Below are 24914 nucleotides of genomic sequence, written 5' to 3'. Positions count from 1 at the left end.
AGTCGCCGACGACCGACCGTTCACCGACCAGAAAGAGCATCACCCATGACACGATCCTTCCCCGACGGATTCCTCTGGGGCGCCTCCACCGCCGCGCACCAGATCGAGGGCAACAACCTCAACAACGACTGGTGGCAGCTCGAGCAGATCGCCGCCGGCTACATCGACGCGAGCGGCGACGCTCTGGACAGCTACCACCGGTACGAGGAGGACATGCGCCTGCTCGCCGAGTCCGGACTGACCACCTACCGCTTCAGCATCGAGTGGGCGCGCATCGAACCGCTGCCCGGCGCGTTCTCGCGCGCTGAGCTCGCCCACTACCGGCGGATGATCGACACCGCCTTCGGCTTGGGCCTGACTCCCATCGTGACGCTCCACCACTTCACCCACCCGATCTGGTTCGGGGAGCGCGGCGGCTGGCTGGCCGAGGACGCAACGGAGACCTTCCTCCGCTACGTCGAGCAGGCCTGCACCATCCTCGGCGACGTCCCCTACATCTGCACCATCAACGAGCCCAACGTCGTCGCCATGAACCACGGCGCCGCCCGCATCATGGCCGCAGGGAACCCCTACCCCTCCGTCCCCGATCCCGACCCCGAGTTCGGTGAGGCCCTCATCGCCGCCCACCTGAAGGCCGCACCCCTCATCCGCTCCCTCACTGGAGCCCAGGTCGGCTGGACCGTCGCGAACCAGGCCTTCACCGCGACACCGGGCGCCGAGGAGAAGTTCAACGAAGTGCAGCACCGCTGGGAGGACATGTACCTCGAAGCCGCGCGCGGCGATGACTACATCGGCGTCCAGTCGTACACGAGCCAGCCGGTCGACGAGAACGGCGTCGTCCCCCACCCTGAGCACCCCGACAACACCCTGATGGGATGGGCGTACCGGCCGGACGCTCTCGGTGCCGCCCTGCGTCACACGAGAGACGTGGTCGGTGACGTGCCGATCCTCGTCACCGAGAACGGCATCGCCACCCCGGACGACGAGCGTCGCATCGCCTACACGCGAGACGCCCTCTCCGGCCTGCTCGACGCGATCGCGGACGGAGTGGACGTCCGCGGATACTGCCACTGGAGCCTGCTGGACAACTTCGAGTGGGGACGCTGGGCACCGACGTTCGGCCTCGTCGCCGTCGACCGCAAGACCTTCCAGCGCACGCCCAAGCCGAGCCTGGCCTGGCTCGGTGGCGTCGCTCACGTCAACGCGCTCTAGAGAGTCGGTGCTGCCGCCGGTCTGTGCTGGCTGCAGCACCGACTCGTTCCTCCGCTTCAGCAAACAGGGCTCCCCACCCTTGCTCCGCTGGTGCCTAGGGCCCCCATCGGGTGGCAGCCCTGCAGCGCCTCGAGCAGCAGGGATCGAACGCCGTGCGGGCGATTGCCAGGAGGTCAAAGACCCGCGTCCAGCGACGGGCAGCCCGCCCTAGCCCGCACTTGACTTCAGTCAGCCGATGCTCCGCCGCCCTCCGTCGGCCTCGACGAAGCAAGCAGGAATTGTCCGAGACGCTCGAGCGCTTCTCTGCTCTCGTCGCCGTAGCTGGCACATCCAGCAGTTCGCAAAAAGGGCTTTCACTGGGATTGCCGATCCGGTTCGAACATGCCCGTCGGCGGGTTCTTATACGGCAGCGGTTCGCCCGGCAGGTTTTCGTCTGTCGCGCCCGTGAACGGCCCCTCGGTGGATAGCAGGGCGCCCATGTGAGGTTCGGCGTGGTTGATCCACCAGGTGCTGATCCCGAGCCCTGCGTCGAGCCTTGACGCTTCCCAGCTGCGCCAGAGCGCTTCGATGCGTTGCACGGCTTCATCGACGGTCCACCAGTCGGCGCGCCAGCGTCCGGTGCCCTGGCCCTTGGCGGAGACGCGTCGGCGGTAGGTGTATCGCCAGTACTTCCGCAGCCACTCGTCGGCGGAGCCGTAGACGAGGGTCGGGGCGGAGTCCTCCTCCAACGAGCGCTGCACGGCCGCTTCGGCTCGTTCCTGCATCAGCTCGACCCGCGCGGGTGTCAGCGCAAGTTCCAGGGCCTCCTTCGTCATCCCAGCGATGATCCCGGTGATGACGTCCGCGACTTCTCTCGCGGCGATCGCGTCGACGTCGAACCCACCGAGCAGTCACGTGGTCGCGGTGTCGCGGTCCCCGTCGACGGCGGCCGAGAGGCCTGCAGCTTCCTGCACGTCTCCGCCCGCGAGCGGATCGTCGTCAGTCACGCTGCGCCTCCGTCCGCTTCGCGTCCTCGTTCTCCATCAGAGCCCGCATCGAGACGGCGAGGTCGATCGCCGGAGCCGGCTCGACACTTGCCACGACCGGCTCAGCGCCGGGCGCGACCGGCCGCGCCGACGTCGTCGCGACGGAAGCCCGCTCGGCGCCGCGTACCGGGGTGGTCGCGGGGTCGTGGGCGGCGATGGACGCCTTGATCGCCTCGACCTTCTCCTTCGTGCCCTCGTACCAGGGCACGGTGCGCAGCAGCGCAGCCCGGGATCCGGTGGAGAGCATCACGGCGCGGCCGCGGGGCATCGCACCGAGCTCGTCCACGGTCAGGATCCGCTCACGCTTCGACGCGGTCGACGTCGAACAGACGCCCTTGTTGTAGCTGGCGGAGGTCGTTTCGCGGTCGTAGTCCCCGACGAGCTCGGAGACGTGCTGAAGGAAGTCGTTCTCCTTCACGCTGCCGAGGTAGAGGAACGCGTTCGACGCGCTCCACAGCTTCAACATGCCCTCCTTGCCGAACACGGCGACGCCCTGTGGTCGACGTCGCCAGCGATGGATGGGTTCCTTGGCCTGTCGGAGAACGAGCCCACGGCTGTCGGCGGACGGATTGCGGCACTCGCTGTTCATAAGCAGAGGACCGGCCGAGTGATACACCGGTCATTTACGCGACGTGGAACGGCGCACGGGCCTACTGCGCCGGGGTCGGGCGCTTTGCGAGAACCGCAGATCTTGCGGGTGGAATCAGGAAGCAGCTGTCGGCGCGGCGGATACGGCACAGCGCCCAGCCGGGCTGCACTCGCCCGTCATCGCAGGCTCCGGCTGATTGAGGCCCTGCTGGCGTCGGGCACTTCGGCGTTGCGCCTCGAGCTACAGAAGCTGCGTGAGCGGCGCTCAGGTGCCAGGGCTCGTCTGCGCCGGCGCCGTATCAGTGAATACGGCTCCGGGGGTCGGAGCGAAGACCGAGAACGGAATGAGAACGGCCGCGAGTAGGCACACGATCACCCAGACGACGTGTTCGGCGCTGGGAGGCTGCCAGAGCAGTACGGCGACGACCACGCCGAGCAGGTACACGACGAGCGGCGTGACGATCCGGAACCGACCTGCGAGAAGAGTGCCGCGCGACGCGGGCGCTGCGCCGTCGGACTGATCTGACCCGGCCGACTCCTTCGCCCGATCCGGCCACACCAGAGCGCGCTCGTTCCGCGACGCAAAGAGCCCGTGTAGCCATACGAGTGGCGCTGAGAGGAACAGCACCCACCCGATGCCGACGAGGACGGCGTGCTGCGGATCACCGGCGATGTCGAGGATGCCGCCGAACACCGCGAGGAATGTGTCGCGGATCGGATCCGTCCACCTCGCGACCTCCTCACGGACGAACGCGATCGCCATCGACGGCACCACGACCTGTGCGCCGAACCACGTCGCGATGACCAGTGCGGCGACCATCGCGACTGGACGGGACCGCCGGATCCCGGACACCCAGCGCTCGGTCGATGTGGGAGGGCACTGAGCCGCCGTCATGGCCGCCACCCGCGGGTCGATCCGAGCGGCGAGCGGATCGATCGCCTGCAGGATGTTCTTCGGGTAGGTGATGTGGTCGGTGAACGGCGACGCGGTGTTCTGCAGTGGATGCTCGCGCGGGCCCGGGGCGGACATTTGCAAGGACGAGGAGGAGGAGGAGTAGATGCTCCGCCACCGCGCATCGCGCTTCTTCCGCGAGTCTCCCATCGGTCCGGACGGAACCGGGTCCCAGATCCCCCAGAAGTTGTCCCAGGCGAAGCCGTGCTCGAGCGCGCTCCACCGCTTCACCGGGTCGAATATGCCGCTGGCGCGCCGACCGAGATAAGCCGAACGTCCGAGCAGGTTGATGGCGGTTCCGAGTGTGTTCACGTGGATGGGTGTGGTCCAGTCGGCGCGCTCATGCTCCGTCTCGTACAGGGACGCCAGCGTGATCGCGGTGCCCTGCGAATGCGCGATCACGATGATCTCGATGTCGGGCCGTTCGCCGAGGAGGAGGTGCGCCAGCTTCAGACGATCCGCCACGACCTTCTTCATCGCAGCACTGCGCAGCGGATGGCGGCGGAAGGTGGCGACGTCTCCGATGAAGGCGACGAGGGTATCCACGATCGGCTGCAGCGCCGCCTTCACGGCGGGCACGAGCAGCAGTGGGGACGCGAGGATGAGGAACACCGTCAAGACGGCCCCTAGCACTGCGAGCACCACGCCCTCCAGGACGACGGCCGCGGCTCCGACAGCGACCCGGACGAGTCTGCCCGCTCCGCCGAACCAGCCGGGCACGGTCAGCGGGACCCAGAGCATCGTGCGGTAGTTGTGAGTGAACATCCGCCAGAGCGCGACCCAGAGGAACTTGGCGCCCCACTGGAAGGTCTCGGTGCGCGACACCGGCACGAACGACTCGGACCATGTCGCTTCGAGGAACACCGCCGAACGCTCGACGCGGTCCCCGTCGACGATTGTGGCGTCGACGCGCGCGACGTCGCAGTTCTGCAGCTCCGACCGGGTGACTGTGACGCCGACCGTGTCTCCTAGCTCGGCGGGTACCGACCGCTTCATCGCCCAGTCGATCCGGCCGAGGAGCGGCTCCGCCCACTCCAGGATGGTCTCGCCCTCGCGCTGCTCGCCCATCCCGTGCACCACGACAACGGCAACATCCGGCGGGCGGGAGCCGAGATCGCTCGGAGACGTTCCGCTACTCCCGACTCCGATCTCCGGGTTGATCGCCGGACTTGATGCTCGGGCGCCGAAGAATCGGGAACGCGGGCCACTGTGTAAGCGGGACAAGGCGATGGTGCGAGAGGATGCTGACTTCATGCCGGGCTCCTTTGCCGCGAGATCGCTCACAATAGAGAACAGTGCGCCAGCGCGCACGCCCCCATTCGGCCGTGGCTGCGCGGCCAGTCGGCCGACTCCCCCACATCATCGCCACCGGCGCGTACGGCGAGCTGCGGATGCGCATCGAGATCCAGCACCTCGTCAAGCTGCCGCTGACCGACGCCGTGCTGTTCACCATCGCCTACCAGCTGGCGCCGCTGTCGCAGCTCGCCGACGTCCCCGAGTGGCGGGATCAGCTGATCTCCGTGCTCGGCGAGCTTCCTGAGGACATGGCGGCGTACAAGAATTTCGCATCCGTGCGCTCCGAAATCGTTGCGTGGCTGAAGCAGTCAGCGATCGTTCCGGGCGCCACGAACCTCTGATTCCCCGCTCACCAGCCATGCCCGGCGTCGACGACTCGCTGCACTGGCTAGCCGACGCGGTGACAACTCGAGTCCGAGACCTGCCCCCGCGAGCCGCCCGGCCAGGAGCGCGGCGCGCAAGCAACGACACAATCATCCGATAGTCGACGTTATGTCATTTACCTGACAGGCACGCGTAGGATGACGCTTCCTCCAGGTCAGGCGTGCTCGAAACGGCCGTCAGGAAAGCGGCGCCGGTCTCCGCTGCGGCGCTGAGGCCCCTGCGAGAGTCGGGAGCTCCTTGTTCCCGAGGTTGCTGAACGCGGATTCCGTCAACGACCGAGCAGGCCCGCGCTGGGGACGTCGCGGTGGCGCGATCAGTTCGAGGAAGCCGCCGAGCGCACCCTCGAGGTAGACGATGCGTGTACCCGCTCGGGCGCCGCTGGTCATCCGGTGGGGCGGACCGACCGGACGCCAACCGTGCACAGCACACAGACCCAGCACCCGGTCGAGGTCCGAGACCGTCAGCGCGATGTGCACCGTGCCGATGTCCGCGGGTGAGCCGGCTGCTCGAGCCGACCGAGGGGGGTCGTACTGCAGCAACTCGACTCGGTGGTCTCCGAGCGTCACCACCGCTCCCCGGATCGTCGCTCCGTCGACGCCCGTGGTCGCGACCGTGGTGTCCGCATCGAGCGTGAAGGCGCGTTCGAGTGTGAAGCCGAGACCGGAGCACCACAGTTCCACCGAGTCGTCGAGATCGGTCACGGTCAGGCCGGAGTGAGCGACGGCCGAGACGAGTGGTGATGTCATCCCATCAGTATCCGGCTCGGCTCGGCGGTCCCCCGAGAACAGGGAGCGGGCGCACGACGCGGGCGACCCGAGCTTGTCAGGGACTCGGCCTCCTCGAGACCCATTTCTCAGCTGAGGGAGATGATCTTGACGTGAGAGATGAGAGGGCTGCCAGACGCGAGGTCAAGAAGTCTTGACGCTCCATCCAGACCGTCGCCACTATCAAGAACAAGACGCGAACGTGGTCGTCGTCTTGAGATCTCTGTCTCGAAGTTCTTTCGTATGGCCGGTGCCCTGAACACCCCACCGAGAGTGCAGACGAGGGATTCTGCATCGAGACCGATGTCGACTTCGTCCAGCGCGGTTGCAGCGGAGAGGGCGAGTTCCACCGCTCCTCTCTGACAGATGTCGGCAGCCACTGGATCGCCGTCACTCTCGGCTTCTGTCACCCATCTGGAGAAGGATGCGACTCGTCGAACGCGGGCTCGGTCGGCCTGCAGTGCGATGTAGGCCTTCTCGACGTCACCGAATTCGTCTCGAAGTCGATCGAGCAGAACCGTGTCACGACCGCGCCCGTCGTAGGCGCGCATGGCCGCGTCGAGAGCTGCGCGCCCGAACCAGTAACCGCTGCCCGCGTCTCCCATGATGTGGCCCCAGCCATCGACCCTTGCCACTGCGTCCGCTCCGACGGCGAGCGTGACGACACCGGTCCCTGCGGCGACGACAGCGCCCTGTTGCTCACCGAGAGCTCCGAGGTAGGAAGTGATCGAGTCGTGGGCGATCAGAACCTTCCGCACGCCGAGGTCCTTCAGCCCTTCGAGTCCGAGCAGGTTCTCGTTCCCAGTGAAACCAGTGGATCCTACGGCCATCTCCTCCACCTGACCGATCCGACCGATGATCGAGGTCGCTACCGCTTCTAGTTCGCTGCCGAGGGGTAGGTCGGTGCGGATCCCGTGAAGGCTCGACGTGTCCAGCTCGTACACCCCGCCATCGCCGCCGAAGACCCGGGCTCGGATGCCGCTCTGGCCGGCATCGATCGCAACCGAGCTGCCCATCAGGCGGCACGAGGTGACGAAGAAGCAGCCGGATCAGTCGATGGTGAGTTCATAGATCCGTGCCGAGACACCGGGAGCAGGCGGGCTGAGAGCGATCCGGCCGTCTCCGTTCCCGGAGATCGTCCAGGCCGGCGCGGAAGCCGGATAGATCTGCCGCAGCGAGGCCGGCGTCGCGTTCGTGCCGAGGTCGAGTTCGAGGGTCTCGCTGTTCGATTCGCTCCGATGCCAGACGTAGAGGATCGACCGGCCGGCGGCTCGCAGCCGCAGTGAGAGTGCGGGTGCATCCCAGTCCGGGTAGCCGCTCGGCCACTCGGGAACGGCTTCCGCGATGTCGAAGCGCAGTTCGGTGAACACTCGGACCGCCTCTTCGACGAGGGCGAACTGCTCCTCGTTCATCCGGTTGAGGAAGCCGGACAGGTAGAGACGGCCGGACAGGCCCGTCACCATGGTGAACGCGATCTCCTCCTGGCTCATCCACGGCTGCGGGTACGCCCAGCTGGCCGCCTGCTCGGGGAGCATCTGCATCGGTGCGGCGGCGGCGATGGGCGGGTACAGCCGGAAGTCCTGCTGGTCCGACGTCGACTGCAGGTCGAAGACCTCCATCATCCCGAAGTCGGAGCGCATGGCGCCCGAGCCGCAGTTCTCGAACACCACGTCCGGGTGCCGAGCCCGGAGCGCGGCGAACCAGCTCAGGTGCGCGCGGTTGTGCGCGAGGAGCCCGGCCCCTGCCGAGAAGGCGTCGAGGTCCGTCCCCGCGCCGGGAGTGACGTTGTAGTCGAGCTTGAAGAAGCGCACACCGAAGTCGGCGATGAGTCGATCGAAGGTCCGATCGAGGTGCTCCCGGGCTGCCTCGTTGCGCAGATCGAGGAAGTAGCGGTCGTGCTCGCGGACACGGATTCCGTGTCGCTGCAGGAACGCGTCGGCGGGGAGCGTGTCGGCGAGGGGGCTGCGGACTCCGATGACCTCGGGCTCGACCCAGATGCCCACCTTCATTCCGCGGGAGCGGATCGCCTCAGTGACTCGAACCAGCCCGCCTCCGGGGAACCGTCGTGTCGACGGGAGCCACTCGCCGACGCTCGGCCACCAGTCGCCCTCCTCGCTGTCGTCGTACCAGCCGGCGTCGATGCAGAAGCACTCCGCCCCGACTGCGGCGGCAGCGGCGATGAGAGGGAGCAGCCGCTCGGTCGTCGGATCGCCGAGGATCGTGTTCATGAAGTCGTTGAAGACGAGGAGCGACGACGTGTCCGCTCGTTGTGCTCGTCGGAGCCAGCGACGATGCCGTGTCAGCTCGGCGACTGCGCTCGCCGCGCCGGCGCTGCCGACGGTGAACGATGCGGGGACGGACTCGAAGTCCGCTCCGGGGACGAGTTCCTCGGCCCAGTGATGATGGAGGTCCGTCGGGCCGAGCAGGACGAGAGCCAGCGCGTCCTCGCCTTCGCGCTGGTTGTCGATCTCCCAGCGCCAGCCGCCGTTGTGCTCCAGCTGCCAGGCGATCGCGCGACCGGAGACGGGGTGTTCGAGCACCCCCGTGGGCAGCGCGCGAGCCGTCGTCCAGGTCGAGGTCCCTGTCGCCGCGGTGTAACCGCGTCCGGGCTGGTGGTTGATCCCGGAGTGGAAGTCGCCGAGCCCTGCCTGCGACCAGGCCTTCGTCACCACCCAGCGGTTCTCGGCGAGCTGCTCGCCGGATCCCGAGTGCAGGAGCGCGTCGTGCGGGTCGTCGCCGTGACTGACGAGCGCACCGATCGCGACCGTGGACAGCGCCTCCAGTACGACCGGCGCCGAACCCTCGTTGCGGACCGACGTCCTGACACGGGCACCCGCGATGTCGGGAGACGCCGTGAAGGTCACCGTCACGACGAGACCCGTCCGAGTGTCGCGCTGATCGATCTCGAGGCGCGCGACGCCGTCGATCACCGATTCGCGGATGTCGGCGAGACGAAGGCGCGCCCCGACTCCCGTATGGGTGAAGCGGGTGGTGTTCCGAGCGCGGCCGTCGCCCGTGATGATGGCCTCGACGAGCGGCTGGGTCGCCTCGGTGACGACCTGCTCCGGTCCGGCGTTCACGCCCACGATCCGGACCGGGTGCTCCCCCGAGCCGAAGGACACCGTCAGGGCACCGGCTCGCCAGACGAAGATCTCCTCGGTGGGTGTGACGACATCCGCCACGGAGGACGGCTCCGGAGTGACTCGGACGGTTGTCGGGCTCCTGCGAGGCTCCGCTGCACGGATCATGCGCCCCCCACGCTCCCCCGGCCCGAGAGGCGCTCCACTCCGAGGAGCAGGGCGGAGTGGTCGAGCCCGCCGTCGCCGTTCGCGACCATCGATGCCATGAGCTGGCCGAGCAGCGCTCCGACCGGGACGACCACTCCTGCTTCCCGGGCGGCGGCCAGCACGATGCCGAGGTCCTTGTGGTGCAGTCCGATGCGGAACCCCGGCGCGAAGGAGTGCGCGATCATCCCGGCCGCCTTGCGATCGAGGATGCGGTTTCCGGCGAGCCCCCCGGCGAGCACGCTCACGGCGGCCTCGAGGTCGGCATCGTGGGCGTCGAGGAAGGTGAGGGCCTCGGCGACCAGCTGGATGGTGCCGGCGACGATGAGCTGGTTCGCGGCTTTGACCGTCTGGCCCGATCCGCTGGGGCCGACGTGCACGATCGTGCTCCCCATCGCGGCGAAGACGTCTCGCGCGGCCTCGAAGTCCTCGGCCGCACCGCCGACCATGATCGACAGCGCGCCGTCGATGGCGCCCTGTTCGCCTCCGCTGACCGGAGCGTCCAGCGCCCGCACTCCGACGGCTGCGGCCGCCTCCGCCACTCGGCGGGCCGTCGCGGGTGCGATCGAGCTCGCGTCGACGAGCAGGGCGCCGCTCTTCACCGACTCCAGCACTCCGCCCTCTCCGAGTACCACCCCCTCCACGTCGGGGGAATCGGGCAGCACGGTGATGACGACATCGGCGCCGTCCACGGCCTCGGCGACGCTGCCGGCTCGCCGCCCGCCGTGCTCGAGGAGAGCGTCGAGGTTGGCGCTGGACCGGTTGAAGCCGGTGACGTCGAAGCGGGCGTCGACGAGGTTCTTCGCCATGGGCAGTCCCATGATCCCGAGTCCGATGAAGGCGATCTTCTGCATGAGGTTCCTGGATCTGTAGGTGGGTGTGACGGGACGGGAGAAGGAGTCAGGCCGGCTGCGCGGTCCGGCGCGCCGCGACGGAGTCGACCACGAAGTGGGCGCGCTCGCGCAGCTCGTCGAGGCTGCCGTCGGTGAAGGCGTCGCGAACGAGGTCCCTGCTCAGGCCGATGATCGAAGCACCGGTGTCGAGGTAGTCCGCCGCCTGACTGATCAGGACGCCACCGGTGGGGAACAGGGCGATCTCGGGGAGCGGCCCGATGAGTTCGGCGAGGTAGTCGAGGCCGCCGACCGGCCCGATGGGCGACACCTTGACCGCTTCGACCCCGAGCTGCCAGGCATGGACGATCTCCGTCGGGGTGAGGGCGCCGGGGATGAAGGGCACACCGCGCGCGGCTGCAGCGGCGACGAGCTCGGGCGAGGTGATCTGGCTGACCAGGAACTGCGCCCCGGCGTCGATCGCACCGTCGACCTGGGCGAGTGTGCGAACCGTGCCGGCGCCGACCACCGCGTCGGAGGGCATCCGTCTGCGGATGTCCGCGATGACCTGCAGGGCTCCGGGCGTCGTCATCGTGATCTCGACAGCCGGGAAGCCCTCGTCGAACAGCACGTCGCAGACGGGGATGAAGGCGGTCGACTCGGAGGCGCGCAGCACGGCCACGATCGGTCGGTCGCCGAGTCTCTGGGTCAGCTCAGTCATGGGAGGGCTCCTTCGCGAGGGGTGACGGGGCAGTGCGGGTCCGGGTGGAGTCGGCGGCCTCGACCTGGTCGAGCGCCGCTTCGAGCAGGTCGAGCCGAGCATCCGATGCAAGACCGGCGTGGTACAGGTGCAGTTCGGTGGCGCCGGCCTCGAGGAGGGCGGACCAGTGCCGGACGGTCTGCGGCACATCGATCGGGGTGGGGGGCAGGACCGTGCAGTACGCCCCGATGGCGAGCGAGGGATGCGCGGCTCGAGCGAGTCGTGACACCTCGACGACGCTCTCCGGCCCCTGCGCCCACGCGGCGGCGACGACACCGTCCAGGTCGCGTGCGTCGTCGAGAAGAGCGCTGAACGGCCCCGTCGCCCAGGTCTCGGTCGAGGAGTGCATGGTCACCCTCGACGCTCCAGCCGACCGGGCCGCGTCGAGAACGGCTGTCCGGAGTGCGAGAGAGGCCGAACGCCGGCTCTCGAGCAGCACGTCGGCGGTCGTGTCGCCGAGCGCGGTCCGCAGACCGTCGTCGAGCGCCGACGACGTGCCCGGTGCACGGGAGAGCGCCTCGCGGACCGACTGCCGCAGAGCATCCGCCCCGCTCCGTTCGTCGTAGGCCGAGCAGCATGCCTCGCAGAAGCACACCGACAGGAGCGCCTCTCCGAGAGGGCCGTGGTCGGCCCCCGCCGTCTTCTCGTGCGCGCTCAGATGGCCGAAGCCCATCGGGCCCACGGCCTCGAGGATCACGCTGTCGACGCCCGCCAGTGCGACGCACTCGGAGGTCAGCGTGGCGGCGTACTGCCGGACCTCCTCGCTCGAGGGGCAGAGAGAGTAGGTGTAGACGTCGCCGAACGCGTTCGTCGTGCACAGGTCGGGCGCGACCGGTGATGACGTACCACCGGCGGCGATGCCGTCGGCGTGCGTCAGCGCGAGCCAGGCCCGGCTGGCGAGACCCGCCTGGGCGAGTGCATCGCGAGCCCTGGCGAACGAGTCGTGTCCGGCCCAGGCCGCACCGTCGCCGGGCGTGAGACGCTGGCCCGCCCACGCGCGCTCCCGCACGGGCACGTACAGCGCGGCGGTGCGGGCCTCGACGACGCGATGCCCGGGATGACGTGGCGTCGCCGCCCGAACGGAGTGGTACGCGGCAGCCAGGGTGACGCTCGAGACGCCCGACCGCGCGATGCGCCGAGCGGCAGCGGGGTCGCCCACCACGTCCCACGGGTAGAGGTACGCCGTGGAATCGAAGGAGGACCCGGTCTGGAACGAGCCCATCAGAATCGGGGCAGCGTCGGGTCGTAGTCGGGGTCGATGGAGCGCATGTAGACCGTGTCCTCCCGGGTGGTGCGGCCCGACTCCACGTAGACGCGGTGCTGGCGTTCGAGGGCCTCGAGGTCGAGTTCCACTCCGAGGCCCGGGCCGGTGGGCACGGCGACCGAGCCGTCCCGGATCGCCAGGACGCCGGGCTTCACGATCTCGTCGGCGTGGTTCCACGGGTAGTGCGTGTCGCACGCGTAGGTGAGTGTCGGTGATGCCGCAGCGACGTGCGTCATCGCGGCGAGCGAGATGCCGAGGTGCGAGTTCGAGTGCATCGACAGACCGATGCCGAGCGTGTCGCAGATGGCGCCGAGCTCCCGGGTGTGCCGGAGACCGCCCCAGTAGTGGTGGTCGCTCAGGATGATCTGCACCGCGTTCTTCTCGAGCGCCTCCTTGATCTGCTCGAAGGCGACCACGCACATGTTGGTGGCGAGCGGGATCCCGGCCGACTCCGCCACGGCCGACATGCCGTCGAGGGTGAGCGTCGGGTCCTCCAGGTACTGCAGCACGTCCCGAAGCTCGTCCGCGACCATGAGGGAGGTCTCGACGGTCCACGCGCCGTTCGGATCGATGCGCAGCGGCAGATCGGGGAACGCCTCCGCGAGTGCGCGGATGGCCGCGATCTCCTGCTCGGGCGGGAAGACGCCGGCCTTGAGCTTGATCGACCCGAACCCGTACTCGTCGATCAGCTGCCGGGCCTGCTTCACGATGCCTGCGGGGTCGAGGGCCGCACCCCATTCGTCGTCGGCCGTGCTGCCGTCGGCCGCCGGATGCCCGGCCCACTTGTAGAAGAGGTACGCGCTGTACGGCACCTCCGTGCGGACGGCGCCGCCGAGCAGCTCGCTGACGGGAACTCCGATGATCCTGCCCTGGGCGTCGTGGCAGGCGACATCGATGATCGAGTAGACGACGCGGCGCTGGATGCGGGTCAGTCCGCCGTCGTCGCCGCCCAGTGCCGTGTTGATCGCCGCTTCGATCCCGTTGAGGTCGAAGACGCTGAGCCCGAGGACTGCGGGCCTGACGACCTCGAGCCGGTCGAGGACCTCGCGCTCGCCCGAGCCCTCGCCGAGGCCGACGACGCTGCCGTCGGCGACGACCAGCTGGACGATCGTGCGGAGGGCGAGTGGTTCGTGCACGCCGTTGGAGTTCAGCAGCGCGGGGTCGCGGAAGGCGATCGGCGTGATGACGAGGTCCGTGATGCGGTGCTCCGGCCTGCCGGTGGAGTCGAGCTCGACCGGCTGCCCGTCGGGGGTCGAGGGGGTGGGAGTGAGGATCGTCATGGTCGTCAGCCTTTCGTTGCGCCGGACGTGATGCCGCGGATGAGCGACTTCTGCATGAGCAGGTACACGATGAGGCTGGGGATGAGAGCGAGCAGAGCGCCGAAGAGCAGCACGCCCGGGCCTGTCTGGGCGTCGGTGCGCAGCACACTCAGGGCCACCGTGAGGGTGTAGTCGCTCGGATCGTTCGCGGCGATCAGAGGAAGCAGGTACTGGTCCCAGATCATCATGAATCCGAAGATCGTCACGACTCCGAGCACCGGCTTGCACAGGGGCAGGATGATCGACCACAGCATCCGGAGCTCGCCGACGCCGTCGAGGCGGGCCGCCTCCTCGATCTCCTGAGGGATGTCCTTCATGAACTCGGTCATGATGAGGATCGAGAACCCCCAGACCGCGACGGGCAGGATCACGCCGAACACGGTGCCGCGGAGACTGATGCCGAGCACGGGGATGTTGCCGATGACCTGCGAGAGCGGGATCGCGATGACCTCTTCGGGCAGCATCATCGTCAGCAGGAAGAGCAGCAGGACGATCGACTGTCCGAGGAAGCGGTGCCTGGCCAGCGCGTAGGCGGTCAGGATCGAGATCGCGATCTGCAGAAGGAGCCCGCCGCCGACGATGATCAGCGAGTTGGCGAAGTACCCCCAGATGCCCTTGTCGGCGGCGACCTGGGCGGGCAGGAGCGAGGGATTGTTGGGGAAGAGGCTGACCCTCGTCGAGTCGGTGCTGGCGTCGAAGGCTCCCGAGATGATGGTGATGAAGGGAGCGGCGAAGACGAAGAGCACCACGGCGCAGATCAGGATGCGCACGAGGGTGGCGACACCGAACCCGGGCCGCCAGCCCAGCGCCGTGTCGAACTGCGTGTTCGCGCGGGTGGCCTTGTCCTTCGCCGGCCGCAGAGCGGCGAGCGCCGTGTCGGGTGCGGCCGGAGAAGTGGGGATCATGCGGCGGCCTTTCTGGAGGAGAGGATGCGGACCCCGAGGGTGAGCACCAGGGTGGCGACCAGCAGCAGCACGGACGCGGCCGACGCCACCCCGAGGTTGTTGTTCTGGAAGCCGAGCGAGTAGACCCGGGTCATCCACACCTCGGTCGAGCCGGCGGGACCACCACCGGTCAGCACGTACACCTCTGTGAAGGTCCGGAGACTCCGGATCGCCGCGAGGGTCAGCACGACCGAGACCGCTGAGCGCAGTCCCGGCAGGACGATGTAGCGCATGCGCTGCCACACGGAGACTCCGTCGACGGCCGCGGCTTCGTAGAGCGTGCGGTCGATGCCGGCGAGCCCCGCGAGGATGATCACCATGTTGTAGGGCGCGCCCGTCCAGATCCCGACGACCATGACGTAGAAGAGAGCCGAATTCGGATCGCTCAGGAACTCCTGGGCGGGCAGTCCGAAGACGCCGAGGATCGAGTTGATGAACCCGGTCTCGGTGGGGAAGTACAGGATGCGCCAGATCTCGCCGACCACCGCGAGGGCGGTGACGACGGGGAGGAAGACCGCCGTGCGCACCAGGAACAGGCTCCGCGACTGACCTTCGAGCAGCAGTGCGAGGAGGAAGCCCAGGAGGAGGGCTCCGATGGTCTGTCCTACGCCCAGTACGACCGTGTGCCCGAGCGAATCCAGGAAGCGCTGGTCGGTGAGCACCGCGCTGTAGTTCTCGAAGCCCACGAAGACGTCGCCGAGGAAGGGCTGCACCTTGAAGGCGCTCAAGCGGAATCCCTCGATCATCGGGATGAACTTGAACACCAGCGCGAAGACCAGGCCGGGCAGCAGGAACATCCAGGGGATCAGCGAGCGGAGCGTGAAGCGGGGCCTCCTGGTGCGGCCGGCGCCGGCACTGCGGACCGTGGGGGGAATCGGCCGTGAAGGGGCGAGGCCGACACCCCCCGAGGTGATCGGTCGTTCGGTGGGCTTCGAGGTCACTTCAGCAGATCCTGGTTCTTCAATTCGGTGGTGATGGTGCTGTCGATGGAAGCCAGGCCGGCCGGGATGTCGCTGTTGCAGTCCGCCATCATGGCGTTCATGCCGTCGGCGAGGGCCTGGCGGATGGGGTTGTAGTTGATCGACCAGGTGAACGTCTTGGCGTCGTCGTCGTAGGAGTCCGCGACGACCTGCCAGCGCTCGTCTCCGAGCACGTCGGCGACGTCGACGTTCTTGTTCACCGAGAGACGGACGACGGGCTGGCTCACCGTCGTCGAATCGGCGGGCTGGACATCCATGGCGAGCTCCTGGGCCTCGGGAGAGATCAGGTACTCGGCCAGAGCCTTCTGCTGCTCCGCCTTCGTCGAGCTCGCGCCGAAGTAGATGTTCTCGCCCTCGGCGAAGGTCGTCGTACTGGCGGGCCCTGCGGGCATCGGCACGACCTCGACGTTCTCCTTTCCCACGGCGCGGTCGAAGTTCGGGATGTTGTAGGGCCCGGTCAGGTAGATGCCCGCGGTGCCCTCTGCGAAGAAGGGCGAGTCGCCGGTGGTGAGATTCAACGACCCCGGCACGACGTTGCCCGGGGTGCAGAACTGCGTGCGGATGAAGGTCATCGCCTCGGCGGTCTCGGGGGAATCGATGACCGACTCGTAGGTGCCCTCACCGTCGCTCTCGATGATGTCGCCGCCCGCCTGCCAGATGTACGGCACGCCCCAGCGGGCGATGTAGGCGCTCTTCGCGGTTCCGGGGACGACCATTCCGTAGGTGTCCGCCTGACCGTCGCCGTCGGGATCCTGGGTCGCGAAGGCCGTGGCCATCGCCGTGAGATCGTCCCAGGTCTTCGGCTGGGCGAGACCGAGCTTCTCGCGCCAGTCTTTGCGCACCATCAGCACGTTCGTCTGCCGCGAGAACGGGACGCCGTAGATCGTGCCGTCGAGTCCCTTGTTCTGGTCCCAGGTGGTCTGGCTGATGTCGGCCTCGCCCTCGATGCTCGACTGGTCGACCGGCAGGAGGAAGCCCTGCGAGGCGTAGTTGCCGAGGGATGCCGCGTCATTGATCATGACGTCGGGAAGGTCCTTCTCCGAGGCGCGCGCGGCGAGCTGGGTGTCGAACTCCTCCACGGCCTGGTAGTTGATCTCGATGCCGGTCTTCTCGGTGAAGTCGGCGAACACCTTGTCGTAGGTCTTGGCCGCATCGGCACTGGAGCGGGTCCAGACCTCGAGCGGCTCACCGTCGTCGCTGCTGGACGAGCTGGCGCCGCCCGTCGAGCAGGCGCTCACCGAGCCCACCAGCGCGAGCGCTGAGACCACGGCGAGAGTCCTGCCGGCCAGAGAGAACTTCTTCATTGATGTTTCTCCATTCACATATGTAAACACGTTCCATCTTTGTGAACGTGTGCGCTAAGCTACATACCAGATCCGGTGCCGTCAACAAGGGAGTGTGTGCAATGGTGCGACGTCTGCTGATGACCGGCGGTTCGGGGATGGTCGCCTCGCTCATCCGGCCGATCCTGGCCGATGCCGGGTGGTCGGTCGCGCTTCTCGACCTCGTCGAGCCCCGAGACGCACTGCGCTCGTCCGAGACCTTCGTCAGCGGCTCGATCACTGACCTGGAGGTGTTGACGACAGCCTCCAGGGGCGTCGACGTCGTGGTCCATCTGGGCGGCTTCGCTCAGGAGCGACCGTGGCCTGACATCCTCTCGACGAACATCGACGGAACGCGGACGGTCCTCGAAGCGGCACGATCGGCCGGCGTCATGAAGCTCCTGCTGGCGAGTTCGATTCATGCCGTCGGCTACGCCACGGCGGCCCAGACACTGTCGGCCGTCGAGCTCGCCCCGTGCCCCGACTCCTACTACGGCGTCAGTAAAGCGGCGATGGAGGCTCTCGGGCGCTTGTACGCCGACCGCTTCGGCATGACCGTCGTGTCTGCGCGCTTCGGCACCACGGAAGCGCTGCCCTCCAACCCCCGTTCGCTCTCGGTCTGGCTGTCGCCCGGCGACCTCTGCCGACTGATCGAGGCGACGGCGACCACCGCGCATCCGGGTGGCCACGTCGTGTGGGGCACATCGGCCAACACCCGAGGGTGGCTGAACCGCGAAGCCGGACAGCGGATCGGATATCGTCCACAGGACGACGCTGAACAGTGGGCGGCCTCCCTGGGGAGCCCCGACCCGCTCCCGTCGACCGACCGGGTCGGCGGTGGGGTCATCGACAATGCGCTCGGGGAGGCGTGGTGAAGAGAATGATCGAGGTCGATGCGGGGCCACGCGAACCGAAGGTCGCCCCCGACACTGCCGACCTCGGTGCGGGTCCGGTGCGCACGGTGAAATCGGCCGAGCGCACCCTGACGATTCTGGAGACCCTCGGGAAGGCCCGCGCGCCCATCTCCGTCACCGACCTGCACCGTCAGACGGGCTACCCCCGGTCGAGCCTGCACCAGCTGCTGCACACCATGGCCGACGCGGGCTGGATCCAGTTCACCGATGACGGCTCGGGTGTCGAGATCGGATACCGGGCGCTGGTCGTCGGCACCTCCTACCTCGACCGCGACGGAGCGGTTCAGCGGGCGTCGAGAACCCTCGAGCTCATCCGGGACGCATCGGGGTACACCGCGCACTACGCGCGGTTGCAGGGTCCCAATGTCATCTACCTCGCCACCCGCGAGGCGAGTGAGTCGCACCGGCTGACCTCGCGCGTCGGCCGCCAGCTGCCCGCCCATGCGACCGCGCTGGGAAAGGCGCTGCTCGCCGAGCTCAGTCCGGATGAGGTGTCGGACGTGCTGCCTCCCGGCCGGCTGCTGAGCCTGACGGCCAATACGGTGAGCGATGCCGTCCACCTGGCGGAGCAGCTGGAGGAGACGCGGGCTCGCGGATACTCGATCGAGCGCGAGGAGAACACCCTCGGAGTGTCGTGCATCAGTGCCGTGGTGCCCTACCGCATCCCCGCAACGGACGCGATCAGCTGCTCGATCCCGCTGGCAGAGGCCAGCGCCACCGAGCTCGACCGCGTCGCGGCGATCGTGCGACAGCACGCCTGGGGCCTGGCCGACGACCTGCGCCGGGCGGGAATCCGCTGACGTCGCACTCGAGGCCGCTCCTGGTCGAGCGTGGTCTCGTCGAGCCGGTCGCGGACGATGGTCGCGGCAGGCACCTGCTCGGTGATGCTGCGGGTGTCGAGTTCGAGGAGTCCCTCGGGGGTGAGTGCGGCGCTGATCGAGTCGATGATCGCGGCGGCGTCCGCGTCGATCTTCTCGCTCGCCACGGGGACGACGCGGGAGCCCCGGCTCGAACTCGCCACCGGCGAGCCTCGACCACAGTGCCGGCCGCCTCGATCCCCGGGATGCGCGGCAGGGAGCCGAACGAGCCCGTCCCGCGCCGGAAGTGCAGCTCGGAGCGGTTCAGGCCGAACGCCTCGACCCGGACCAGCACCTGGCCGGTGACCGGGACCGGAATCGGCACGTCCTGCACCTGCAGGACTTCGGGTCCGCCCAACTGCTCGAGGACGACGGCGCGCATCGTGCTGGTCATCGCGAGGCCTCCTTCTCGCCGGACGCTGCCGGGAGGAGAGCGGCGACGGTCGCGAGAGCTTTTGCGCCGTCGGCGCCGAGGATGCCCTCGAGGGCCTCGTCGATCGCGGGTGTCGTGATCGCGAGCGCACGCCTGCCGGCTTCGGTGGGCCGGAGGATCGATCCGCGCCGATCACTCGGATGTGGCGTGCGCTCGACGAGGCCGTCGGCTTCGAGCCGGTCGGTCAGCCTGCTGGCGGCGCCGACGGTGATGAGGAGGTCGTCGGCGACGTCCTGCACCCGCGTCGTCGCCCCGTCGGTCGCCGCGAGCTCGAGGATGCGGTGACGACCGAGCGACACCGCCCCGTCCACAGCCCGCAATCGCCGCTCCACCTGGTTCCACACGTCCGTCTCGAACTGCGCGAGAGCCCTGAAGTCCGCAGCGATCGATCCCATGGGATGAGTATGACATGGCATTTAGTGCTATGTAATACTCTTTCGCATGACCGACACCCTCCCGTCCCGCATGCAGACGTTCGTCGAGTACATCAACAGCGCCGATCCCGCGATCGGCGCGTCGATCATCTCGCCGGAAGCGCTGTTCCACGTCCCCTTCAGCGACAGCGCCCTGCAGGGGCTCGCCGGGTACGAGCATGTCCTGGGGATGATGCGCGGCGGCTTCTCGGACATCCAGTGGACCCTCGAGGAGACGATCATCGAGGGCGACGCCGTCGCCGCCCGCTTCACGCTGCGCGGCACCCACGACGGAGCGTTCTTCGGCGTGCCGGCGACCGGCACCGCCGTCGTCGCCGCGGCCGTGAACCTCTACCGCTTCCACGACGGCCTGATCGTCGGCGAGCGGGGCATGCCCGACCTGCTGGCGATCCTCACGCAGATCGGAGCGGTGCCGGACCCGGCAGCGAGCTAGCCGCGGTCCGAGCGCCGGCGCTCGGCTCGCGCTGCGCTGGACCAGGAGCGGCTCACCGTGCTCGACCGCCTGCACCGCGGAGACGGCGCGGCCGTCGGACGACTGCCGGACGAGCTCCTGCGCCATCGCGTCCACCGGAAGCCGCACCGAGGTGAGCGCCACCGACTCGGGTTCATCTCCGTCTTGGCAGGCGGCTCGATGCTCTGTCTCAGCTGTGCGGAAAGTCTTCGCCGCGGCGTGGTCACTGATGTACCTTGGTCATGTACTGGACACCTGTAAACGAACTGTCGTGCATCTTGAGGATCAGCGGCGGCAGGTGATGCGAACAATCGGAGGTCGACGAGATGCCGGGCAAGATCGATGTTCACCAGCACCTGCTTCCGCCTCGGTACTTCGAGGCGTTGGCGGCTGCGGGAAGTCTGCTGTCGGGGCAATCACAGGCCGTCGCCGGCGGGACGGCGCAGTGGAATCCCTGGGATCTGAGCGGCGGGACGGCGGCGCGGCAGGGTCCGCGAGCCGTCGGCGGCTGGCTGATGCCGGAGTGGGATCCTCGAGCGGCGATCGCGATGATGGACGAGGCCGGTATCGAGACGGGAATGCTGTCGGTCAGCGCGCCGGGCGTCCACTTCGGCGACGATGCTGCGGCCCGGGAGCTCGCGCGAGAACTGAACGACTACCAGGCCGAGCTCGTCAGGGAGCGGCCGGACCGCTTCGGTCACTTCGCGGTACTTCCCCTGCCTGATTTCGACGGGGCCGTCGCGGAAGCGGTGCGAGCGCTCGACGAGCTCCACGCCGACGGCGTGCTCCTGTTCTCGAACGCGCACGGACACTACCTCGGCGATCCCGCGTACGAGCCGTTGTGGACGGAGCTCGCCGCGCGCTCGGCCGTCGTGTTCGTGCATCCGACCGCTCCGCCGATCGCGCAACTGCCCGGACTGCCCACTGCGCTGCTGGACTTTCCTTTCGACACCACCCGCACGGCCGTCGACCTCGTCGCACACGGGGTGTTCGACAGGCATCCGAACCTGCGCGTGATCCTCTCGCACGCCGGCGGCTTCCTGCCCTACGCTGCGAGCCGATTCAGCGCCGCAGCGGTGTTCAATCCCGGCACGACGCCGGAGAGCATCCAGGCGGGCCTGCGCAGGTTCTATTTCGACACGGCCCTGTCCTCGACACCCACGTCCTTGCCGTCGCTTCTGGCGTTCGCGGAGCCCGGCCACGTCCTCTACGGCAGCGATTTCCCCTACGCGCATCCGGAGTGGCGGGCACGTTTCGACCAGTGGCTGGAGACCTACGACGGCCCCGACGCGGAGCGACTGGGGCAGATCGACCGCTCCGCCGCGGAACAGCTCTTCCCCCGCTTGGCCCGGTAGGGCGGAACGCACCTGACGGAGGCGCCGCACGGAGCCGCGGCGCCTCGGTCGACGCCGGGCACCGTCCACGGTCCCCCGGCACTCACGGAGTCGACGCGATCCAGGCCCCGGCGAGGCTGCGCTCGAGGACGCGGCGCCAGCCCGGCGGAGCAGTGGCCTCGCGGCTGGTCGCGCCGGCCATCCAGAGGATGGCCACGAGGTCGTCGTGAGTGAAGCCGGGCGAGAGCGTGCCGTCGCGGTGCGCGGCGTCCACGAGATCGCTGCCGAGTTCGATCGGGCCGGCGCACGCGGAGATGAGCGCAGTCGCATCGGGGAATCGACGCAGCATGGCGTCGTTCATCGCCGGGTCCTGCAGCTGGAGATCGATCATCCCCGAGACGAACCGCTCCAGACGTGCGCGCGAGGAGGACTCCTCGAGCGCACGCCGAGTGAGGTCCTTCAGCTTGGCACTGGCCACCGCGGGGATCACGGCGTCGATCAGGGCCTCGCGGGAGCCGATGCGGTTGTAGAGCGTGCCGATGCTCACACCGGCATGCCGGGCGATGTCCTCGAGCGGTACAGCGAGACCCCGGGCGCTGAAGATCTCGAGAGCGGCGGAGTGCAGCTTCTCGATGTTCTCCCGAGCGTCGCGGCGAAGGGCCTTCTGCTCGACCATGCGAATCCCCCGTGCTTCTTGAGCCATACCTCAACTTAGGTCTAGCGTGATACTGAGGCCGCACTCAACTTAGCGGTCATCGCCCGCGCATCGGCGCGCCAGACGTCAGGATCCTTCATGCCCCTCCTCACCATCATCGGCGCCGGCCCCGGCCTGGGACTTGAGATCGCCCGCGCCTTCGGCCGCACCGGCTTCACCGTCGCCCTCCTCTCCCGCAACCAGGAGAAGCTGGACGGCCTGGCCGCCCTCCTGGCAGAAGAGGGGATCCGTGCGAAGGGATACGCCGCCGACATCGCCGCGCCCGAGACGCTGACCGCAGCGCTTCAGGCGGTCAAGGCCGAGCTCGGCCCGATCGACGTGCTCGAGTTCTCCCCCGCCGACGTGTCCCTCGCCCCGGCCGCCGTCCTCGAGGTCACGGCCGAGAACCTGCAGCCGCAGATCGACTTCTACCTCGGCGGCGCTCTCCGCGCCATCGGCGACGTCGTCCCGGACATGATCACCGTCGGCAGCGGCACGATCCTCGTCACCACCGGCGGCGGGTCCATCACCCCCAACGCGGCCTACGCGAACATCGGCATCGCCGCCGCAGGCCTGCGGAACTGGACGCTCAACCTCCACGACGCGCTCAAGCCTCAGGGCGTCCACGTCGCCCACGTCGCGATCTCCGCCCTCATCAACGGCGGACATCCCGACGCCGCAGCCGAGGTCATCGCGAAGTCCTACCTCGACCTCTACACGGAACGCGACCGGGCCGAACTGCACTACGTCGCCCACAGCGCCTGATCCACGGTTCCCGGGCTCGGGCGAGCGAGGACCAGCGCGTCCTCGCCGGCCCGAGCCCACAGGCGGGCCCGAGCCCCCAGGTCGGCCCGCGACCGGCGCCGTCGGAACCTCGCCCGTCTCGTCGTGACGTCCCGCGGATCCTCCCAGCGCCGCCTGCGGAGTCGCCGTCGAGGCCTGCCTGTCGATCTGCACGAAGTGCTCGGTCGCGGACGCGGAGCGGTGGCTCCTCGACGCTCTCGCCTCGCGGCGGCTCCGCAGGAGCATCGCGACCAGGGCGAGGAGGATGCCGCACGTCGCCCGGATCGCGAGGCGGGCGACGGGCCCCGCCACCGCGGCGCCGTCGAAGTACTGGATCGAGCGGATGATCTCGAGACCGTCGCCGTGTCGACGGTTCCCAGAATGCGGCCGAAGAGTGTCGAGCCCAGTGACGCCCCGAGGGTGACGAAGAGGACGGCGTAGAACTCGAGGGTTCTCCCCGGATCCTTCTCGGGAAGCGGGGCGAGATCGGTCGTCGTGTCGGACGCGCCGAGATTCTGCGCGATGGTCGTGCCTGCGGCGGCGATCGCCAGCGCCTGACTCCGCCCGCTGCCACTCGCGATGTACGTCGTGACGGTGCCGCCCTGGCCCGCGGCGGGCAGGACGACGGCGCCGTCCACCTCCCGATCCCGCACCAGCTGCTGCGCGTCCGCATCGGACGCCACGATCGTGAGCTCGAGCGCCTCCTGCTGCTCGAGCGCGACGATCGACGAGGCGTCTCCGGCCACGGCCAACTCGACGTCGTTCGACTGCGGCTGGGAGAACGCGCCGGAGTAGCCCATCAGCATGGCCATCGCGAGCAGCAGCACTCCGACCGCACCGAGGACGAGACTGCGGTAGCGGTGGACCGAACCCGGCCCCTCCGACGTCAGCGGCCCGCCCGCCACGGTCTCGGCGAGGCGCGCGTGATCGGGCTGGGGAGCGGGCCGGGGACCGGCACCGTCATGAGTGGTCATCTCGTTTTATTTACAGATGGTGTGTTGTTGACAACTGAACATAAAACAACCCGATCTGCGAGGATGGCGGCATGACTTCGACGAAGGACGCGCCGACGACCCCTGAGCCGCGGCGACCCGCTCGAATCGATCCCCGGGTCCTCCGCACCCGCGCCGCTCTGATCGACGCGATGACCCAGCTGATCTGGGAGGCGGAGGAGGGTGAGGTCATCGCGATGAGCGCCGTCGCTCTCCGCGCAGGTCTCAGCCGGCAGGTGCTGCACAACCACTACCGGGACGTCGGAGCCCTCATGATCGACGTCATCTACCACCGGCTCCTCGAAGGCGTCCGCCCCGCCGGCTCACCGGTGATGGACAACGGAGAGCAGGAGCTCGTCGCCGCGGTCGCCGAGCGCGGAATCGAACCTTTCCTGGCGAGGATGCACGAGGACCGCCGGTTCTTCCGGAAGCTGCGCTCGCTCCCGCGCACTGATCGATTCGCCCTCGTCCTCGCAGCAGCCTTCTCCTCGTGGATGCGCCACGGAGCCTTCACGGAGACCAGCAGCATCCCCTTCTCCTCCACGGACGACGGTGTCGTCTTCACGATGGGCGGCATGATCGCCCTCGCCACGTCGTGGCAGGAATCCGCCTCGCCGCCACCGGCCGGCGAGCAGGCCCGTCGGCTGGAATCCTTCGCGCGGTCCGTCGCCTTCGTCCGTCCCGGCCGGCCGAGCCGAGAGGACGGTGAAGCAGGAGGTGCCGATGATCGGAGTCAGCCGGGGTACCACCGAAAGGTGAAGGCCGGTGACCCCTCGAGGCACCCGCCTTCGCCGTCGCCATGATCGTCGTCGTCGCGCTCTGCCTGATCGTGTACAGCACGCTGCCGGAGACGGGCACTCGAGGGCGACGCCCCGCAGACATGCTGGTCGAGTAGCCCCGCAGGGGCGAATCGAGACCCACCGTCACCAGGAGGGCGAGTCTGCAGACTCCACTTCTGGCGATGGTGGATCTCGATACGCCCGCTGCGCGGGCTACTCGATCAGCATGCGGGGGGGGCCGGGAGAGTCTGGAAGCCGTCCCGAAACACCCGCGTCACCTGCCTGGGGTACGGTGACCGCCGGGGTTCCGGAGGAGACG

Annotated in this window: 25 protein-coding genes; 8 read left to right on the top strand and 17 right to left on the bottom strand. The window is 68.5% G+C overall.

Annotated elements, in window-relative coordinates; all coding sequences use genetic code 11:
• Positions 1 to 45 precede the first annotated feature (45 nt).
• Positions 46 to 1212, top strand: coding sequence for a family 1 glycosylhydrolase (locus tag GSU72_RS03985; RefSeq protein ID WP_159983909.1), 1167 nt, complete (start codon positions 46 to 48; stop codon positions 1210 to 1212).
• A 353-nt stretch (positions 1213 to 1565) separates the two neighbouring features.
• Here the strand turns inward: GSU72_RS03985 and GSU72_RS03980 are convergent, their stop codons facing one another.
• From GSU72_RS03980 to GSU72_RS03970, 3 genes are all read right to left on the bottom strand, one after another.
• On the bottom strand, positions 1566 to 2027 hold the full coding sequence (locus tag GSU72_RS03980) for a DUF4913 domain-containing protein (protein WP_159983908.1): 462 nt from the start codon (positions 2025 to 2027) through the stop codon (positions 1566 to 1568).
• Between the two features lie 163 nt (positions 2028 to 2190).
• Complete coding sequence (locus tag GSU72_RS03975; protein WP_279631723.1) at positions 2191 to 2826, bottom strand: TraM recognition domain-containing protein; 636 nt, start codon at positions 2824 to 2826, stop codon at positions 2191 to 2193.
• Between the two features lie 264 nt (positions 2827 to 3090).
• Entirely contained in the window at positions 3091 to 4845 is a 1755-nt protein-coding gene (locus tag GSU72_RS03970) for a hypothetical protein (protein ID WP_159983906.1), read from the bottom strand.
• 227 nt (positions 4846 to 5072) lie between these two features.
• On the opposite strand from GSU72_RS03970, the gene GSU72_RS03965 reads away from it, so the two are divergent.
• Complete coding sequence (locus GSU72_RS03965) at positions 5073 to 5414, top strand: heme-dependent oxidative N-demethylase subunit alpha family protein (protein WP_159983905.1); 342 nt, start codon at positions 5073 to 5075, stop codon at positions 5412 to 5414.
• A 219-nt stretch (positions 5415 to 5633) separates the two neighbouring features.
• Here the strand turns inward: GSU72_RS03965 and GSU72_RS03960 are convergent, their stop codons facing one another.
• The 10 genes from GSU72_RS03960 to GSU72_RS03915 all read right to left on the bottom strand — a co-directional run bounded on the left by GSU72_RS03960 (position 5634) and on the right by GSU72_RS03915 (position 16906).
• On the bottom strand, positions 5634 to 6203 hold the full coding sequence (locus tag GSU72_RS03960) for a VOC family protein (protein ID WP_159983904.1): 570 nt from the start codon (positions 6201 to 6203) through the stop codon (positions 5634 to 5636).
• 107 nt (positions 6204 to 6310) lie between these two features.
• Positions 6311 to 7165, bottom strand: a complete 855-nt coding sequence (locus tag GSU72_RS03955; protein WP_159983903.1) for a BadF/BadG/BcrA/BcrD ATPase family protein — start codon at positions 7163 to 7165, stop codon at positions 6311 to 6313.
• Between the two features lie 105 nt (positions 7166 to 7270).
• The gene (locus tag GSU72_RS03950) at positions 7271 to 9403 is read right to left on the bottom strand and encodes a glycoside hydrolase family 36 protein (RefSeq protein WP_208545146.1); all 2133 of its coding nucleotides are present in this window, start codon (positions 9401 to 9403) and stop codon (positions 7271 to 7273) included.
• 62 nt (positions 9404 to 9465) lie between these two features.
• A complete protein-coding gene (locus GSU72_RS03945; protein ID WP_159983901.1) occupies positions 9466 to 10359 on the bottom strand; it encodes a 2-hydroxy-3-oxopropionate reductase in 894 nt (297 codons plus the stop codon).
• A gap of 46 nt (positions 10360 to 10405) precedes the next feature.
• On the bottom strand, positions 10406 to 11056 hold the full coding sequence (locus tag GSU72_RS03940) for a bifunctional 4-hydroxy-2-oxoglutarate aldolase/2-dehydro-3-deoxy-phosphogluconate aldolase (protein ID WP_159983899.1): 651 nt from the start codon (positions 11054 to 11056) through the stop codon (positions 10406 to 10408).
• Positions 11049 to 12317: a hypothetical protein gene (locus GSU72_RS03935; protein WP_208545145.1), complete on the bottom strand. Its 1269-nt coding sequence runs from the start codon at positions 12315 to 12317 to the stop codon at positions 11049 to 11051. The genes GSU72_RS03940 and GSU72_RS03935 overlap by 8 nt, the downstream gene beginning before the upstream one ends.
• Positions 12317 to 13639 carry a glucarate dehydratase family protein gene (locus GSU72_RS03930; RefSeq protein WP_159983897.1) on the bottom strand — a complete coding sequence of 441 codons (1323 nt, stop codon included), beginning with the start codon at positions 13637 to 13639 and terminating at the stop codon, positions 12317 to 12319. The genes GSU72_RS03935 and GSU72_RS03930 overlap by 1 nt, the downstream gene beginning before the upstream one ends.
• Positions 13640 to 13644: 5 nt before the next feature.
• A complete protein-coding gene (locus GSU72_RS03925) occupies positions 13645 to 14583 on the bottom strand; it encodes a carbohydrate ABC transporter permease (protein WP_159983895.1) in 939 nt (312 codons plus the stop codon).
• Positions 14580 to 15563 (bottom strand): sugar ABC transporter permease, encoded by a 984-nt coding sequence (locus GSU72_RS03920; RefSeq protein WP_244255960.1) that lies wholly within the window; start codon positions 15561 to 15563, stop codon positions 14580 to 14582. Before GSU72_RS03920 ends, GSU72_RS03925 begins: the two co-directional genes overlap by 4 nt.
• Positions 15560 to 16906, bottom strand: a complete 1347-nt coding sequence (locus GSU72_RS03915; RefSeq protein ID WP_159983893.1) for a sugar ABC transporter substrate-binding protein — start codon at positions 16904 to 16906, stop codon at positions 15560 to 15562. Before GSU72_RS03915 ends, GSU72_RS03920 begins: the two co-directional genes overlap by 4 nt.
• Positions 16907 to 17007: 101 nt before the next feature.
• On the opposite strand from GSU72_RS03915, the gene GSU72_RS03910 reads away from it, so the two are divergent.
• Positions 17008 to 17799: an NAD(P)-dependent oxidoreductase gene (locus tag GSU72_RS03910; protein WP_159983891.1), complete on the top strand. Its 792-nt coding sequence runs from the start codon at positions 17008 to 17010 to the stop codon at positions 17797 to 17799.
• A 5-nt stretch (positions 17800 to 17804) separates the two neighbouring features.
• On the top strand, positions 17805 to 18638 hold the full coding sequence (locus GSU72_RS03905) for an IclR family transcriptional regulator (RefSeq protein ID WP_159983889.1): 834 nt from the start codon (positions 17805 to 17807) through the stop codon (positions 18636 to 18638).
• On the opposite strand, the gene GSU72_RS03900 is transcribed toward GSU72_RS03905, so the two are convergent.
• On the bottom strand, positions 18520 to 19077 hold the full coding sequence (locus GSU72_RS03900; protein WP_244256079.1) for an alcohol dehydrogenase catalytic domain-containing protein: 558 nt from the start codon (positions 19075 to 19077) through the stop codon (positions 18520 to 18522). The two genes, GSU72_RS03905 and GSU72_RS03900, sit on opposite strands and share 119 nt — an antisense overlap.
• Positions 19078 to 19085: 8 nt before the next feature.
• Complete coding sequence (locus GSU72_RS03895; RefSeq protein WP_159983885.1) at positions 19086 to 19523, bottom strand: MarR family transcriptional regulator; 438 nt, start codon at positions 19521 to 19523, stop codon at positions 19086 to 19088.
• A gap of 46 nt (positions 19524 to 19569) precedes the next feature.
• On the opposite strand from GSU72_RS03895, the gene GSU72_RS03890 reads away from it, so the two are divergent.
• Both GSU72_RS03890 and GSU72_RS03885 read left to right on the top strand, forming a co-directional pair.
• Positions 19570 to 19995, top strand: a complete 426-nt coding sequence (locus GSU72_RS03890; protein ID WP_159983883.1) for an ester cyclase — start codon at positions 19570 to 19572, stop codon at positions 19993 to 19995.
• A 344-nt stretch (positions 19996 to 20339) separates the two neighbouring features.
• The gene (locus tag GSU72_RS03885; protein ID WP_159983881.1) at positions 20340 to 21368 is read left to right on the top strand and encodes an amidohydrolase family protein; all 1029 of its coding nucleotides are present in this window, start codon (positions 20340 to 20342) and stop codon (positions 21366 to 21368) included.
• A gap of 82 nt (positions 21369 to 21450) precedes the next feature.
• On the opposite strand, the gene GSU72_RS03880 is transcribed toward GSU72_RS03885, so the two are convergent.
• Positions 21451 to 22023, bottom strand: a complete 573-nt coding sequence (locus GSU72_RS03880) for a TetR/AcrR family transcriptional regulator (protein ID WP_159983879.1) — start codon at positions 22021 to 22023, stop codon at positions 21451 to 21453.
• 117 nt (positions 22024 to 22140) lie between these two features.
• Here GSU72_RS03880 and GSU72_RS03875 point away from each other — a divergent pair, with 117 nt between their 5' ends.
• Positions 22141 to 22806 carry an SDR family NAD(P)-dependent oxidoreductase gene (locus GSU72_RS03875; RefSeq protein ID WP_159983877.1) on the top strand — a complete coding sequence of 222 codons (666 nt, stop codon included), beginning with the start codon at positions 22141 to 22143 and terminating at the stop codon, positions 22804 to 22806.
• Here the strand turns inward: GSU72_RS03875 and GSU72_RS03870 are convergent.
• Positions 22785 to 23798, bottom strand: a complete 1014-nt coding sequence (locus GSU72_RS03870; RefSeq protein ID WP_159983875.1) for a hypothetical protein — start codon at positions 23796 to 23798, stop codon at positions 22785 to 22787. The two genes, GSU72_RS03875 and GSU72_RS03870, sit on opposite strands and share 22 nt — an antisense overlap.
• 71 nt (positions 23799 to 23869) lie before the next feature.
• On the opposite strand from GSU72_RS03870, the gene GSU72_RS03865 reads away from it, so the two are divergent.
• Positions 23870 to 24619, top strand: coding sequence for a hypothetical protein (locus tag GSU72_RS03865; RefSeq protein WP_159983873.1), 750 nt, complete (start codon positions 23870 to 23872; stop codon positions 24617 to 24619).
• The last annotated feature ends 295 nt before the right edge of the window (positions 24620 to 24914 follow it).

The organism is Rathayibacter sp. VKM Ac-2760 (assembly GCF_009834185.1).
Lineage (GTDB): Bacteria > Actinomycetota > Actinomycetes > Actinomycetales > Microbacteriaceae > Rathayibacter.
Note: the sequence above shows the minus strand (reverse complement) of the source record. Positions and strands in the feature narration are given on the sequence as shown.

Coding starts and splice junctions, on each gene's coding strand:
- GSU72_RS03985 (WP_159983909.1), top strand. CDS start 46: ATGACACGATCCTTCCCCGACGGATTCCTCTGGGGCGCCTCCACCGCC.
- GSU72_RS03980 (WP_159983908.1), bottom strand. CDS start 2,027: ATGACGAAGGAGGCCCTGGAACTTGCGCTGACACCCGCGCGGGTCGAG.
- GSU72_RS03975 (WP_279631723.1), bottom strand. CDS start 2,826: ATGAACAGCGAGTGCCGCAATCCGTCCGCCGACAGCCGTGGGCTCGTT.
- GSU72_RS03970 (WP_159983906.1), bottom strand. CDS start 4,845: ATGGGCGAGCAGCGCGAGGGCGAGACCATCCTGGAGTGGGCGGAGCCG.
- GSU72_RS03960 (WP_159983904.1), bottom strand. CDS start 6,203: ATGACATCACCACTCGTCTCGGCCGTCGCTCACTCCGGCCTGACCGTG.
- GSU72_RS03945 (WP_159983901.1), bottom strand. CDS start 10,359: ATGCAGAAGATCGCCTTCATCGGACTCGGGATCATGGGACTGCCCATG.
- GSU72_RS03940 (WP_159983899.1), bottom strand. CDS start 11,056: ATGACTGAGCTGACCCAGAGACTCGGCGACCGACCGATCGTGGCCGTG.
- GSU72_RS03935 (WP_208545145.1), bottom strand. CDS start 12,317: ATGGGCTCGTTCCAGACCGGGTCCTCCTTCGATTCCACGGCGTACCTC.
- GSU72_RS03930 (WP_159983897.1), bottom strand. CDS start 13,639: ATGACGATCCTCACTCCCACCCCCTCGACCCCCGACGGGCAGCCGGTC.
- GSU72_RS03925 (WP_159983895.1), bottom strand. CDS start 14,583: ATGATCCCCACTTCTCCGGCCGCACCCGACACGGCGCTCGCCGCTCTG.
- GSU72_RS03915 (WP_159983893.1), bottom strand. CDS start 16,906: ATGAAGAAGTTCTCTCTGGCCGGCAGGACTCTCGCCGTGGTCTCAGCG.
- GSU72_RS03910 (WP_159983891.1), top strand. CDS start 17,008: ATGGTGCGACGTCTGCTGATGACCGGCGGTTCGGGGATGGTCGCCTCG.
- GSU72_RS03905 (WP_159983889.1), top strand. CDS start 17,805: ATGATCGAGGTCGATGCGGGGCCACGCGAACCGAAGGTCGCCCCCGAC.
- GSU72_RS03900 (WP_244256079.1), bottom strand. CDS start 19,077: ATGCGCGCCGTCGTCCTCGAGCAGTTGGGCGGACCCGAAGTCCTGCAG.
- GSU72_RS03895 (WP_159983885.1), bottom strand. CDS start 19,523: ATGGGATCGATCGCTGCGGACTTCAGGGCTCTCGCGCAGTTCGAGACG.
- GSU72_RS03890 (WP_159983883.1), top strand. CDS start 19,570: ATGACCGACACCCTCCCGTCCCGCATGCAGACGTTCGTCGAGTACATC.
- GSU72_RS03885 (WP_159983881.1), top strand. CDS start 20,340: ATGCCGGGCAAGATCGATGTTCACCAGCACCTGCTTCCGCCTCGGTAC.
- GSU72_RS03880 (WP_159983879.1), bottom strand. CDS start 22,023: ATGGTCGAGCAGAAGGCCCTTCGCCGCGACGCTCGGGAGAACATCGAG.
- GSU72_RS03875 (WP_159983877.1), top strand. CDS start 22,141: ATGCCCCTCCTCACCATCATCGGCGCCGGCCCCGGCCTGGGACTTGAG.
- GSU72_RS03870 (WP_159983875.1), bottom strand. CDS start 23,798: ATGACCACTCATGACGGTGCCGGTCCCCGGCCCGCTCCCCAGCCCGAT.
- GSU72_RS03865 (WP_159983873.1), top strand. CDS start 23,870: ATGACTTCGACGAAGGACGCGCCGACGACCCCTGAGCCGCGGCGACCC.